Below are 13,557 nucleotides of genomic sequence, written 5' to 3'. Positions count from 1 at the left end.
GGCGCGGGTCTCATCTGCGTGTTCTACCATCTGTCGAAAAGGAGGCCCCCATGCGCCGCTCGTTCCCCCTCGTCGCTGCCGTCACCGTCGCCGTCCTGCTGCTGATCGGCGCGGTGGTGCTGATCGTCAACCGGGTCTCCGGCGCGGGGGAGCAGACGGCCGTGTCCGAACCCACCGCCTCGTCCTCGGCGGCTGAGGCGACACCGAGCCCCACCCCGGAACCGACCCAGGTACCGACGACGCCGCCCGCCGACGCCGCGCCGACCCCTGCCGCACCCGCCCAGGTCCAGGCCGTCGTCTCGTCGAACACGCGCGCCACCGACGCCGGGGCGCAGATCCTGGCCGCGGGCGGCACTGCGGCGGACGCCGCGCTCGCCGTCGCCGCCGTCCTCAGCGTGGTCGAGCCGTTCTACTCGAGCGCGCTGGGCGGCGACACCTGGGGCCTCTACTACGAAGCGGGCACCGGCGCGGTCACGAGTGTCAACGGTGTGGGCCCCACGGGCAGCCGGACCACCCTCGCCGACTACGCGGGCCGTGCGGGGGCGCCCGGCATGCACCAGGCGATCCTGCCCGGCGCGTGGGACGGCTGGATGCTGTGGCTGCAGGAGTACGGCACGCTGGACCTCGGCGTGATCCTCGCCCCGGCCATCGACGCCGCGCGCACCGGGTACCCGGTCAGTACCGAGATGACCTACTGGTTCGGCGTGCACGAGGCCCAGATCCGCGCCGACCCCGCGCTCAGCGCACTGTACGTGCGCAACGGCGCGCTCGCGGCGACCGGCAGCACCATCGTCCAGCCGGAGATGGCGGCCACCTTCGAGGGCCTCGCCGCCGCGTACGACGCCGCCCTGCCGAGCGGGCGTGACGCCGCCGTCCAGGCAGCACGGGACCACTTCTACCGCGGTCCGATCGCGGAATCGATCGTGGCGTACTCCGACGCGAACGGCGGGTACCTCACGCGTGAGGACTTCGCGCAGTACTCGGCCGAGATCGTCGAGCCGATCTCCCTCGCGTACACCGAGGACGTCACTGTCTTCCAGAACCCGCCGAACAGCCAGGGCATCGCCATGCTGGAGGCGCTCAGCATCCTCAGGGGTGACACCTTCGAGGGCCTGTCACCGGACGATCCCGCCGTCGTGCACACGCAGGTCGAGGCGACGAAACTCGCCTACGCGGACCGCTTCGCGCTGGTCGGCGACCCCGAGAGGACCCCGGTGCCCGTGGACCAGCTGCTCTCCGAGGAGTACGCGGCGGCCCAGCGTCAGCGGATCGATCCGGGTGTTGCGGCCGCGTGGCCCATCAGCAGCGGCCTGGAGCGCACGGCATCGGACACCACGACCTTCCAGATCACGGACGCCGCGGGGAACGCGGCCGCCGTCACCACGAGCATCGGCGGGCACTTCCTCGTGGTCGGGGACACCGGCATCCACATCAACGAGCGCATGAAGTTCATGTCGCTGGAGGAGGGCAACGTGAACGTGGTGGCGCCGGGTGCCACCGTGCGCCACACCTCCAACCCGTACATGGCCCTGCGTGACGGCCGCCCGTACCTGCTGGGCGGCAACACCGGGGTGGACACCCAGCCGCAGGGGCAGCTGCAGCAGTTCATGGGGGTCGTGGACTTCGGGCTCTCCCCAGCCGAGGCGATCGCGCGGCCGCGCTACGTGAGCACGGCCTTCCCGGCGTCCACCTTCCCGTACGCAGCGAACAACGTGCTCGATGTCGAGGGTTCCGCCCCCCAGGCAACGGTGGACGGGCTGACCGCGCGGGGACATAGGATCGCCGTGGGCCAGGGGGTCTTCGGAACCGCGAGCATGCTCGAGATCGCCCCGGACGGGCTCTCCGCCGAAGCGGCGGCCGAGCCCCGGAACGACACGGCGAGCGCCGTCGTCATACCGGCCGGCTAGGACGACCACGACGACGCAGGAGGACGCACCATGGCGCGATTCACGAAGGACGGCAAGGTCAAGCCGGAGACGCTGCCGAGCACGCTGCAGAGATCGGACCGGAAGGCGCAGGACACCTTTGCCGCGACGCTCGACGCCGCCGAGGAGCAGTACGGCGGCGACGGCGAACGTGCCAGGCGCACGGCGTTCGCCTCCCTGAAGCACGGGTTCGAGAAGGTGGGGGACCACTGGGAACCGAAGGCGGAGAAGGGTCCCTCGGACGATCAGGCCGCGGGCAGCAGCGCCGAGGCCCGGCCGACGGCCGGTGGGGTGGACGCCAACGCCACGAAGCAGCACCTGTACGACCTCGCGAAGAAGCTGGACGTGAAGGGACGCTCCTCGATGTCGAAGGACGAGTTGGTGGAGGCCCTGCAGAAGGCCAACGACCGCGAGACGCGGAGGGCCAGGGAGCAGTAACACCCTGACGCATTACGCAACGAAAGCATTTCGTAATTGCTCGGCGCTTAGGCTAGCCTTACTTCTACCCCGTCCCGAGGCCTCATCGAGAGGTCCCAGAAGTCAAGGAACCACATGGCCCCCTCGCGCCTTCGCGGCCTGATCGCCGTCGCCGCCGTCGCCGTCCTCTCCCTCTCCGCCTGCTCCACCGGTCCCGCCGACAGTGGCACCTCCGGAACCAGCACCGGCGGGAGCAGTGCAACTGCGGACGCCGGTGCCTTCCCCGTCACGATCGAGCACGCGTTCGGCGAGACGACCCTCGAGGAGAAGCCCGAGCGCGTGGCGACCGTCTCCTGGGTGAATGCGGACGTGTCCCTGGCCCTCGGCGTCGTGCCCGTCGGGATGCCCGCCGATTCCTACGGCGGCAACGAGAACCAGTCCACCCCGTGGAAGGATGCCAAGCTCGAGGAGCTCGGCGCGGAGATCGGCAGCGAGGATGCGCCGGTGCAGTACTCGGAGACGGATGGCATCGCCTTCCAGGACATCGCCGCCACCAACCCCGACGTGATCCTCGCCGCCTACTCCGGCATCTCGCAGGAGGACTACGACACCCTCAGCAAGATCGCGCCCGTGATCGCGTACCCCGAACTCGCCTACGGAACCGCCTGGCAGGACTCCACGCGGATCATCGGTGAGGCGCTCGGTCTCAGCGACGCGGCGGAGGAGCTCGTGACGGAGACGGAGACCGCCATCTCCGAGGCAGCGGCCGAGTACCCGCAGCTCGAGGGCAAGAGCTTCATCTACGGCAACCTTGAACCCGGCACGGCCGACGGCGTGAGTGTCTACACCGCGAACGACAACCGGCCCAAGTTCCTCACCGAGCTCGGCATGGTGCAGGCCGACGTCGTCACCGACGCCACCACGGGCTCCGAGGAGTTCTTCATCCCGTGGTCGGCCGAGCGCGCCAACGAGCTCGATTCCGACGTCTTCGTGACCTGGGTACCCGATGCGGACACCGCGGCCGCGATCGGCACCGACCCCCTCCTCGGACAGATCCCCGCCGTGCAGAGCGGTGCGCTCGTGGCGGACAGCGACAACACGCTGACCCTCTCCATCTCGGCGGCGAACCCGCTCAGCCTGGTCTGGGCCCTCGACAGATTCCTGCCGCTGCTCGGCGAGGCCGCCGACAAGGCGTGACCCCGCGCGGGGGCGCGGATTGCCCTCGCGACCGATCTCGGCTGGAATGGTCGCGAACCGACTCTCGAAGGGAAGCTCCATGGCTCAGGCCGAAATCACCAAGCTCCAGGCCGCGACGGCGTGGGACAGCAAGGGCAAGAAGCTCGGCGTCGTCAACGACGTGCACCTCGAGAAGGAATCGGGGATCCCCGCGTGGGTGACCGTCTCCCTCGGGCTGCTGAACTCCCGGAAGCACTACATCCCGCTGGCCGACTCGCGCTTCGAGGGCGACGACCTCCACGTGGCATGGACCCGGAAGGAGATCACGGACGCCCCGAAGCCCGCGAGTTCGTACGAACTCTCGGCCGAGGAGGAATCCGCCCTGATCGACTACTACAAGCTGCGTGACGGCGCGGAGGCGTAACGCCTCCCGCGACACCACCGGTACGACGAAAGCCCCTCTCCGACAGTGGAGAGGGGCTTTCGCGTGGTGCGAGGTGCTCGGTACGAGCCGGTGGCAGCGGGTGTCGGTTGCTGCCGGTGGCGTCAGCCGATGTCGACGATCCCCACGATGTTGCCGATGATGAAGACCAGGACCAGCAGGACGACGATGCCGATCAGCCCGAGCCAGAGGCCCGTGATGCCCTTCGACTGCGGCTTGTCCTCGATGGTGGGCTGCTGCCAGGTGGTGCTCGCCTCGCCCGGGGGCGTCTCTCCCGGGGGTACTCCGCCACCGGGCTCGAGGCCCGTGAGGTTCATCTGCTCCGGGTCGGGGTTGCCGGCGTTCGAGGGATCCGGGTTCTTGCGCTCACTCATGCTGTCCTCCACGGGGTCGGCGGGTGTTCCTCCTGTCAGCCTACCCCGGGAATCATAAGCCTGCTTAGCGCTCGACGGCGGGCGCGTCCGGTGCTACTGACCCAGACCGGCCGTGCTGTTACCGGTCGGGTCGAACCGCTGATCCGCAGTACTGTGCGGGGACTCCTCGCCGCCGTCGCTGGTGCCTCCCGCGGCGCTGCCGACGCCGCCGTCCGGGCCGCCGTCGTCCGTTCCCGCTGTCAGAGCGGGAGTTTCCGCTGCCTGACGCTCGCTCGGGGTCCAGGACATCGTGATGGACACACCGTGCTCGGTGTCGGCGACGAACAGGTGGAGGTCCTCCCCGATGAGCGCCTCGTCGTGCACGGGGTCGCCCGCCTCGCGCGCCATGTCGGTCAGGCGGCAGATGGCGACAGCCATGGCGCGGCCCCAGTCGTGCGGATGCTTGCTCGTCGATTCCTCGGTCGCGGTGAACTTCTTGTCGGGCTTCGCCATCGTGATCCCTGCCGTCGGTCCGTTGGTAAGTAGCCTTGCCTTTCGGTGGAAGTCACTGTAGCAAAGCAGGTGCGGGCGGTCCGTGGTATTCCTTTGACCCATGGATCCCACGAGCACCGCTCCCAGCACGGCCGAGGACCGCAGCGCGCGGATCGCGGTGACCCTCTTCCCCCTCCTCATCCTGGCCGGCGGCCTCGTGGCGGTGCTCACGCCGTCGACCTTCACGGGTCTCGGGCCGCTCGTCAATCCTCTCCTCGGCGTGATCATGTTCGGCATGGGACTGACGCTCACCCCGGTGGATTTCGCAGTGATCGGGCGGCGCCCGGTGCCCGTGGTGATCGGTGTGGTGGCGCAGTACCTCATCATGCCGCTGCTGGGCTGGGCCATCTCGCTGGCCCTGGGGCTCCCACCCGCGCTCGCGGCCGGCGTGATCCTCGTGGGCTGCTGCCCGGGCGGGACGGCGTCGAACGTCGTCTCCTACCTGGCGCGCGGTGACGTGGCGCTCTCCGTGGCGATGACCTCGGTCTCCACGCTGCTCGCCCCCTTCCTCACACCGCTGCTGACCCTGTGGCTCGCCGGGCAGTACATGCCGGTGGACGCCGCCGCGATCGGCGGGACGATCCTGCAGATCGTGCTCATCCCGGTGATCGTGGGCCTCCTCGTGCGCCTGTTCCTCCCCCGCGTGGTCGAGCGCCTGCTTCCGGCCCTCCCGTGGATCTCCGTCGCCGCCATCACCGTGGTGGTGATCGCAGTGGTCTCCGGCAGCGCCGCGGTCATCGCCTCGGCAGGATTCCTCGTCCTTATTGCAGTGGTGCTCCACAACGGTCTCGGGTACGCGCTGGGGTACGGCGCCGCGAGGCTCTTCCGGCTGCCGCTGACCGCCCGGAGGACCACGGCCATCGAGGTGGGCATGCAGAACTCGGGCCTCGCGGCGGGTCTGGCGCGGACGTACCTGACCCCGGAAGCGGCGCTGCCCGGGGCCATCTTCTCCGTGTGGCACAACGTCTCGGGGGCCGTCATGGCCGCGATCTGGCGCCGCCAGGACGCCCGGCGTGCCGCTCGGACGGGGTCGCACCCGGCACACTCCTGAGTTTTCTGGGGGTGGTGGCAGCTAGTGTCTGTCACGCCACGGTCCAGCAGCGGGCTGCGGCACCTGACCATCATCGGATCTTCTATGACAGAACCTTCGACCCTGCCGGACATGCTCGACCCGTCTGCCGTCTGCACCCCCTCCCTGATCAGCGATCCGGACCAGCCCAGCGAGCAGGACCAGCCCAGCGATCTGGACCAGCCCAGCGAGCAGGACCAGCTCACGGGCGGTCCCGCGGGCAACGAGCACATCCTCGTCCCAGCACCTCCCACGAAGCGGGAGCGCGAAGCGGAATGGATGCGCACGGCACTGGCCACCCTGGACCTCACCGACGTCACGACGTCCGAGTTGCGCGTCCTCGCCAACCGGATGTTCCTGCTGCTCGACGCCGAGCGGCCTCCGTTCGACGCCGGTGAGCGTTACGCCGCCGCCGTCGAGGAGATCGAGGCGCGCGCCGCGCAGGCGCGAACACACAGCACCGCCGAGACGCGGCGCCAGGTGTTCAAGAACTCCGCCTTCGGCTCCCGTTTCGAGCTGTTCCTCGACGGCTCACTGGCCGCCTACCTCAGGTACTCCCTCGTGGACGGTCGGCTCACGCTGCGAGCGCTCGTGGAGTCGCCCGGCTTCGAGGGCCGGGGCCTCACGCCGATCCTCCTGCGGCAAGCCATGCTCCATGCGCACAAGCGGCGCCTCGGGGTGATCCCCGGGTGCCCCGCGGCCAGGGCGTTCCTCGAGCAGAACCCGCAGTACCGGATCCTGGCGCGCGTGCCGCGCTAGTGCCGGAGCCCGGCCCTCGCGGCGTGACCGATCACGGCGCTGTAGGTGGGGTACGCGAACTTCACGCGCGCCAGCGTGGCAAGGTCCGTACCCGCGGCCATCGCCGACGCCACGGCGGTGACCACCTCGACGGCGTTCTCGCCCACGGCGTGGGCGCCGAGGATGAGTTCACGCCGCCGGTCGATCACGAGCTTCAGGAAGCCCTGCTCGCGGTCGTCGATGATGGGGCGCTCGACGACGGCGTAGGGCACGGTCACCGCGTGACACTCGGCGTCGCGCTCACGTGCCTTCGCCTCGGTCAGGCCCACGCCGGCGTAGTCGGGATCGGTGAAGCCGCCCTCGGGCAGAAGGTGGTGCGGTGTGGTGCGGGTGGCGCCGAGCACGGCGTTCTCCGCGGCGGTCTCGCCCTCGAACACGGCGGCCTGCACGAGCATGCTGCTGCCGTTGGCGTCGCCCGCCACGTAGATGTGGGGCACGTTGGAGCGGAGGTACTCGTCCACGGGGATGAACGAGCGGGCGGTCTCCACGCCGGCCGCGTCGAGCCCGAGGCCGCCGAGGTTCGCGGGCCAGCCCGCGGCCATGATGACGGCGTCCACCACGCGGGAGTGCTGCGCGTCGTCGCGCTTCCAGGTCAGGGTGAGGCCGTCCTCGCCCTTGACGATGCTGTCGATCCCGCCGATCGCGGTCTCCACCTGCACGCCCTTGCCGGTGAAGCTCGCGGTGACGGCCGCCGCGACGTCGTCGTCCTCCGTCATGAGGATGCGCGGCGCGAGGTCGAGGAGCAGCACCTCGGAGCCGAGCGCGTCGAAGATGGTGGTCATCTGGGCGCCGGTGTGGCCGCCGCCGATGATCGCGACGCTGCCCGGCAGGCTCTCGAGTCCCAGGACCTCGTGGGGGAGGACGGCGTGCTCGGCGCCCTCGATGGGCAGGCGGCGTCCGCTGCCACCGATGCACAGGATGATCGACGCCGCCGTGACCTCGCGGCCGTCGACCACGACGGAGTGCTGGCCGGTGAGGGTCGCATCGCCCTCGAGGAGCTCGATCGAGAGCCGCTTCATGGTGGCGCCGTAGCCCTTGGCGTCGAGCACCCGGGCGACGGTCGCCCGTACGCGCTGCACCGTCTTGTCCCAGTCCACGGACGGCTCGGTCACCACGATCCCGTAGTCGTAGGCGGTGCGTACCTCGCGGAACAGCCGCGCGGTCTTCGCGAGCACGCGCGTGGGCACGCAGCCCGAGTTGACGCACGTGCCGCCGAGGGCGGAGCGCTCCACGACGGCGGTGCGGGCTCCGAGTTCTGCTGCGCGAGTCGCGGCGGCCATGCCGGCGGGTCCTCCGCCGATCACGAGGACGTCGTACGAGTACTCCATGGTGGTCTCCTGTCGAGGATGGGAGCTGCCCTCCCATCCTCCATCGCGGGGGTGGGGAGCCACAATCGGCACAGTGGTGTTCGCGGAGCGCATGATGGTCTGCAGGAGGTACCGGTTCTGCAGGAAGCGCCGGCAGGACCTACCGTGGGAGGAGCGAGTACCGCGAGGGAGACCCACGGCGAGCACGCCCGCCCGCCGCTCCCGAACCTTCCAGGAGGAACGCCATCACAACCGTCAACGCCTACGCCGCGCCGTCAGCCACCGAACCCCTCGTCCCCACCACCATCGAACGTCGCGAGGTGGGGCCGAAGGACGTCCTGATCTCCATCGCCTACGCGGGCATCTGCCACTCCGACATTCACACCGTCCGCGGCGAGTGGGGCCCGCAGCAGTACCCGCTGACCGTCGGTCACGAGATCGTCGGCGTCGTCGACGAGGTCGGCTCCGAGGTCTCCACCCACGCCGTCGGGGACCGCGTGGGTGTGGGCTGCATGGTGAACTCCTGCCGCGAGTGCGAGAACTGCACCGCCGGCGAGGAACAGTACTGCCTCGAGGGCAACGTCGGCACCTATGGCGCGAAGGACCGCGACGGGACCATCACCCAGGGTGGCTACTCCACGCACGTGGTGGTGGACGAGCACTTCGTGCTGAAGGTGCCCGAGGCCATCCCCTACGAGGCGGCCGCACCCCTGCTCTGCGCCGGCATCACCACCTACTCCCCGCTGAACCACTGGAACGCAGGGCCGGGCAAGAAGGTCGCCGTCGTGGGGCTCGGCGGGCTCGGCCACATGGCCGTGAAGATCGCGCACGCCATGGGTGCCGAGGTCACCGTGCTCTCGCAGAGCCTGAGCAAGCAGGAGGACGGCAAGCGTTTCGGCGCCACGGGCTACTACGCCACGAGCGATCCCGAGACCTTCGAGAAGCTCTCCACGACCTTCGACCTCATCATCAACACCGTGAGCGCGAAGATCGACCTCGACGCGTATCTCTCGATGCTGCGGCTCAACGGCACCATGGTGAACGTGGGTGCGCCGGCGGACGCCCTGCCGCTGCACGTCTTCACGCTCTTCAACCAGCGCCGGTCCTTCGCGGGCTCGGGCATCGGCGGGATCCGTGAGACCCAGGAGATGCTGGACTTCTGCGCCGAGCACGGGATCGCCCCGGAGGTCGAGGTCATCACGGCCGACGCCGTCAACGAGGCCTACGAGCGCGTGCTGTCCTCGGACGTGCGCTACCGCTTCGTGATCGACACCGCCAGCCTCGCCTGACGCGTCGTCGGCGGAATTACCAGGGGCGGGGCACTGAGTGCCCCGCCCCTGGTGCGTCCCGTCCGGGACGCCAACCGCTCCGGTATCACGGGTGCAGACGCCGGACTCCACGTGGTCGGCGACGAGGTCACCGGGCAGGAAGCGCTTCGGCTGCATGGATGTTCCGCCCTGACGTCGTGTTCACGTGGGAAGCGTCGGCGAGGAGTGCACCGACCAGCGCCTAGTGCTTGCTGTCGACGCGGCCCATCGGACCGGCGCTGTCCCTGAAGGCGGCACGGGCAGCGGGCCAGCTGTTCCGTTCACCCTGCAGGGCCGTCCGGAGGAAGGCGGTGCTCATTCGCTGGATGACAGCGACGCGCTCCGGATGCTCGTCGGTGGTCTCGGCAACGTCGTATCCGACGATCCCGCCAAGAGCGTGCTCGGCTCCGTGGAGCGTGAGGAGGTCGGTGGCGCCGGGGCTGTACGTATAGGCGTCGGTGAACCAGTCGGGTCCGCGGCTGGACATCTTCGACTGGTCACGGTCACCGGCAACAACGAGTGTCGGGGCGGTCAGTTCCTGGAACGAGGGGCGCATGAAGGGGAAGTTCGCCTGCGCGAACGGGTGCAGGTCATCACCGGCCACACCGGTTGCGGCGAACAGGATGCCCGCGGTGACACGACTGTCGGTCATGTCCTCGCCGACCTGCCCCGTATCGTCCAAGATCCGCGCTCCGAGGAGGGCCTGAGCTGTCTGTCCGCCCCAGGAGTGACCGGTGGCGGCGACCCGGCTGGGATCGATCCGGCCGGCAAGCCCGGGGACGGCGGCCTCGACAGCATCCAACTGGTCGAGGATGCGTGTGAGATCAGCGATCCGCTCGGTCCAGATCGTCGGGAACGCCGGATGGTCGAATCCGAAGCCATTCCGGCGTGAATCCAGGTGTGTGGGCTGGATCACGACGAACCCGCGGGAAGCCCAGAACGCCGTCAGGGGCGCGTACCCGTCCAAGTTCCACCCGTTGCCGTGAGAGAACACCACGACAGGAAGATCCGTACCGGTTGCAGGCACGGAGACGCGCACCTGCAGCGGGAGCGATCGCCCCGGAGCGGAGAGTCCGAGAGGGGCGACGGAGACGACCGGGGTGGCGGCACCGATGATGCCCTCCAGTGTGTCGACGAGTGACGACGTCATGGCAGCTTTCCTTTCGAATGGTCGCGCTTTACGATGCGGGTATCGGAGCGTCGTTCCGAAACATAACGGAACAATGTTCCGTTATGCAAGCAGGGGTCGGCTCAGCAGGGGGCGGTGTGATCGACACGCACGATGAACGGCCGCGGCGTGTGCCGGCCAAGCAGGTCGGTCGACCACGTCAGAGCGAGCAGGCTCTCCTGGACGCAGCTGCAGCGGTGTTCGTGACCTCCGGGGTGGACGCCCCGGTGCGGGAGATCGCAGCGAAGGCCGGCGTCGGCACGGGAACGATCTACCGTCACTTCCCGACGCGTTCGGAGCTCGTGGTCGCGGTGTACAGGCGCCAGGTCGAGGCCTGCGCGGACGCCGGTCCGCGATTGCTCTCGGAGAGCGCCACGCCCGAGGTGGCATTACGTGCCTGGGTGACACTGTTCGTGGAATTCCTGGTCACGAAGCACGGATTGGCCGGCGCGCTGCAGGGGGACAGCGCGGGGTCCGACGCTCTCCACGCCTACTTCGTCGATCGCCTCGTCCCGGTGTGCGCCTCGCTCCTCGGGGCGGCGCTCGAACCAGTGAACGGGCACCCGCCGGTCGATGCGTACAACGTGCTGAAGGGGATCGGCAACCTCTGTATCGGTGCGGCCGGTGACGGCGCGTACGAGGCCGATGTCCTCGTGCAACTGCTCATCTCGGGCGTCCTTGCCTCCGCTGATCGGTGACCTCGGTCAGGGGTCGGTCGGTCATCCCGGCGATGGCTCGGTCATGCGACGGCTCGCCTTCGAAGTGGCATCGTCGCGACGAAGCGCTCGCAGCAGAGTCACGTCCTCCCGTGCGGCAGGTCATCAGCCGTTAGGCTGTCTGACGCGGCGGTCTTCCGGCTTCGCACCCGCTCGTCCTGGTCCGGCGGCGGGAACATTCACGTTTCTGAACAGGTAGTGGCATGAGCAAGGGGCGAATGCAGGCGATCGCGGGGCGGTTTGTGGCGTTGCCGCCGGCGGCCCTGCACCTCCTCTTCGGCCTGGTCCTCGTCGCTGCGGCCGCCCTCGGGCGGAGCACCAACCTCGAGTCCTCCGGTCTCGCGTTGGTCTGGCCCGCGGCGGGCATCTCCTTCCTCTGGGGGCTGTGGGCGTCGCGCTCGCGGGCGGACCTCGCCGTCTCGGTCGTGGCAAGCCTGCCCATCCTCGCCGCGGTGAACCTCATCACGGGACTCAGCCCCGTGCTCGGCGTGGCGGTGGCCGTCAGCAGTGTCGCCCAGACAATCGTCGCCGTTGCCCTGTTCCGCCGCTTCGTGCCCGGTCTCGACGTCCGGACCGTCGGGGACTATCTCCGTATGGGCTCCATCGCCCTCGTGGCGTGCGCGGTCGGCGCCCTGGTGATCGTCGTCGGCAGCGCCCTGAACGGGTCTCCCGAGCCCCTCGCCGCCTTCATCCCGTGGCTCGTGCGCCACGCGGTGTCGCTCACGGCACTCGGATCACTGGGCATCGTGATCGCCTCGAGCATCCGTCCCCGGGCTGCCGGACACATTCCTTCGTCGCTGCCGCCCGCGCGGCGTGCGGAGTACGCGATGCTCGCCGTCGTCTCCGTCATCCTGTACGTCGCAACCTTCGCCAACGCCTCGGCGCTTCCGGTCGCCTACGCCACCATTCCTGCGCACATGTGGGCCGGGCTCCGCCTCCGCTCGGGGTGGGCCATGCTGCACGGACTGGTCAGCGGCGCCTTCCTGGTCTTCTTCACGCTGGAGGGTCGCGGACCTTTCCAGGATCTCGGGCCGGGCGCCGCGGCATACGTGGCGCAGTCGTTCATGTTCATCGCCTTCTCCCTCTCCGCCGTCCTCGCCCTGAGCATGGACGAGCGACGCCGCCTGATCGACCGCCTGTACCGGGCCACTGCCGAGGCCAAGGCCGCCGCGGACCTCCGTGACCTCGTGATCGGTAAGATGAACGACGGCGTCCTCGTGGCCGGGCCCGGGCGGCGCCTCGTGTTCCAGAATGCTACGAGCGAGCGGTGGCTGGGCAAGGCCCAGCCGGGCGAGGAGCGGATTCGTGAGTACGAGGTCACGAAGACGGACGGCTCAACCCTGGAGGACGCGGAGAACCCCCTGACGCTGGCGCTGCAGGGTGTCGCGACCGAGCGCATGGACGTGGACCTCACGCACCGGGACGGCGAGGTCATGCACCTGACGGTGGACGCCGTGCCGCTTCCGGACGGTCAGGGCGCGCTCGTGGTGATGCACAACGTCACGGCAGAACGTATGCATCAGCAGGACCTCAGCCGGTTCGCCGCCGTCGTGGCGCACGATCTTTTGACGCCCCTCACGGTGTTCGACGGCTGGCTCGAGATGCTCGAGGACCCCGACCTGCCCGCGGCCGAGCGCCGCGCGAGCATCGAGCGACTCCAGCAGGCGAGCCGACGCATGCGTAACCTCATCCGGAACCTGCTGGCCTACAGCCTCGCCAAGGAGGAGAAGCTGACGGCGTCCGAGCTCGACGTCGCGCGCCTCGCGGCGAACATCGTGGACGTGCGGACCGCCCTGCCCGGCACGCAGTTGCCGGACGTCCGGTTCGTCATCGACGCACCGCAGCCCGTGTATGCCGACGAGCGCCTGTTCCTGCAGCTCCTGGAGAATCTGATCGGCAACGCCATGAAGTACGGGCGTCAGGACGGCGCCGCGGAGGTGCGCATCACCACCTCCGTGGAGGCGTCCACCGGCCGAACCATGGTGAGTGTCGCGGACAACGGGATCGGGGTTCCCGAGGGTGACCTGGAACTCGTCTTCGAGGAGTTCCACCGCTCTGCGAACGGTCTGCGCCAGGCCTCGGGCACGGGTCTCGGCCTCGCGATCTGCCGGCGGATCGTGGAGAGCCACGGCGGTGTTCTCAGCGTGCGGAACCAGCCCGAGGGCGGAGCGGTGTTCACCGCGAGCATGCCAGCGACGCCTGACCAGTTGCCCGAGGGCATCCCGCTGGTGAAGGCCGCGGAGCCCAGCCCCGCAGCGTGTGCGGAGGTGCGGGTCCCGGCGCCCGGTGCGGCCGCCGGCGCCTGACCGCCGTCGCGCTGACCGAAC

The 13,557-nt window shown here is 69.4% G+C and carries 13 protein-coding genes; 9 read left to right on the top strand and 4 right to left on the bottom strand.

The genetic code is table 11. The annotated features are described in order from the left end of the window. Window positions 1-50 precede the first annotated feature (50 nt). The 4 genes from AC4D16_RS07960 (at window position 51) to AC4D16_RS07945 (ending at window position 3,942) form a co-directional block, all read left to right on the top strand. On the top strand, window positions 51-1,907 hold the full coding sequence (locus tag AC4D16_RS07960; RefSeq protein ID WP_490954537.1) for a gamma-glutamyltransferase family protein: 1,857 nt from the start codon (window positions 51-53) through the stop codon (window positions 1,905-1,907). Window positions 1,908-1,937: 30 nt separating this feature from the next. Next, window positions 1,938-2,363: a ChaB family protein gene (locus AC4D16_RS07955; protein WP_490947923.1), complete on the top strand. Its 426-nt coding sequence runs from the start codon at window positions 1,938-1,940 to the stop codon at window positions 2,361-2,363. Between the two features lie 114 nt (window positions 2,364-2,477). Next, window positions 2,478-3,539, top strand: coding sequence for an iron-siderophore ABC transporter substrate-binding protein (locus AC4D16_RS07950; RefSeq protein ID WP_490954536.1), 1,062 nt, complete (start codon window positions 2,478-2,480; stop codon window positions 3,537-3,539). Window positions 3,540-3,618: 79 nt separating this feature from the next. Further along, entirely contained in the window at window positions 3,619-3,942 is a 324-nt protein-coding gene (locus tag AC4D16_RS07945; protein WP_490947925.1) for a PRC-barrel domain-containing protein, read from the top strand. A gap of 122 nt (window positions 3,943-4,064) precedes the next feature. Here AC4D16_RS07945 and AC4D16_RS07940 read toward each other — a convergent pair whose 3' ends face one another. Together AC4D16_RS07940 and AC4D16_RS07935 are read right to left on the bottom strand one after the other, a co-directional pair. Next, window positions 4,065-4,334: a DUF6480 family protein gene (locus AC4D16_RS07940; RefSeq protein ID WP_490947926.1), complete on the bottom strand. Its 270-nt coding sequence runs from the start codon at window positions 4,332-4,334 to the stop codon at window positions 4,065-4,067. Between the two features lie 93 nt (window positions 4,335-4,427). Beyond that, the gene (locus AC4D16_RS07935) at window positions 4,428-4,826 is read right to left on the bottom strand and encodes a hypothetical protein (RefSeq protein WP_490954535.1); all 399 of its coding nucleotides are present in this window, start codon (window positions 4,824-4,826) and stop codon (window positions 4,428-4,430) included. A gap of 100 nt (window positions 4,827-4,926) precedes the next feature. Here AC4D16_RS07935 and AC4D16_RS07930 point away from each other — a divergent pair, with 100 nt between their 5' ends. After that, window positions 4,927-5,916 (top strand): bile acid:sodium symporter family protein, encoded by a 990-nt coding sequence (locus tag AC4D16_RS07930; RefSeq protein WP_490954534.1) that lies wholly within the window; start codon window positions 4,927-4,929, stop codon window positions 5,914-5,916. A gap of 84 nt (window positions 5,917-6,000) precedes the next feature. Then, window positions 6,001-6,693 carry a GNAT family N-acetyltransferase gene (locus tag AC4D16_RS07925; RefSeq protein ID WP_490954533.1) on the top strand — a complete coding sequence of 231 codons (693 nt, stop codon included), beginning with the start codon at window positions 6,001-6,003 and terminating at the stop codon, window positions 6,691-6,693. On the opposite strand, the gene AC4D16_RS07920 is transcribed toward AC4D16_RS07925, so the two are convergent. Next, entirely contained in the window at window positions 6,690-8,060 is a 1,371-nt protein-coding gene (locus AC4D16_RS07920) for a dihydrolipoyl dehydrogenase family protein (RefSeq protein ID WP_490954532.1), read from the bottom strand. The two genes, AC4D16_RS07925 and AC4D16_RS07920, sit on opposite strands and share 4 nt — an antisense overlap. Window positions 8,061-8,284: 224 nt before the next feature. Here AC4D16_RS07920 and AC4D16_RS07915 point away from each other — a divergent pair, with 224 nt between their 5' ends. Then, window positions 8,285-9,328 (top strand): NAD(P)-dependent alcohol dehydrogenase, encoded by a 1,044-nt coding sequence (locus tag AC4D16_RS07915; RefSeq protein WP_490954688.1) that lies wholly within the window; start codon window positions 8,285-8,287, stop codon window positions 9,326-9,328. A 220-nt stretch (window positions 9,329-9,548) separates the two neighbouring features. On the opposite strand, the gene AC4D16_RS07910 is transcribed toward AC4D16_RS07915, so the two are convergent. Beyond that, the gene (locus AC4D16_RS07910; RefSeq protein ID WP_490954531.1) at window positions 9,549-10,496 is read right to left on the bottom strand and encodes an alpha/beta hydrolase family protein; all 948 of its coding nucleotides are present in this window, start codon (window positions 10,494-10,496) and stop codon (window positions 9,549-9,551) included. A 116-nt stretch (window positions 10,497-10,612) separates the two neighbouring features. Between AC4D16_RS07910 and AC4D16_RS07905 the strand changes: the two genes are divergently transcribed. Both AC4D16_RS07905 and AC4D16_RS07900 read left to right on the top strand, forming a co-directional pair. Then, entirely contained in the window at window positions 10,613-11,212 is a 600-nt protein-coding gene (locus AC4D16_RS07905) for a TetR/AcrR family transcriptional regulator (RefSeq protein ID WP_490947932.1), read from the top strand. A 221-nt stretch (window positions 11,213-11,433) separates the two neighbouring features. Beyond that, the gene (locus AC4D16_RS07900) at window positions 11,434-13,536 is read left to right on the top strand and encodes a sensor histidine kinase (protein WP_490954530.1); all 2,103 of its coding nucleotides are present in this window, start codon (window positions 11,434-11,436) and stop codon (window positions 13,534-13,536) included. The last annotated feature ends 21 nt before the right edge of the window (window positions 13,537-13,557 follow it).

Source organism: Arthrobacter sp. TJ-236, assembly GCF_058269235.1.
The sequence above is the reverse complement of the archived record's forward strand: the minus strand, read 5'-3'. Positions and strand labels throughout refer to the sequence as shown.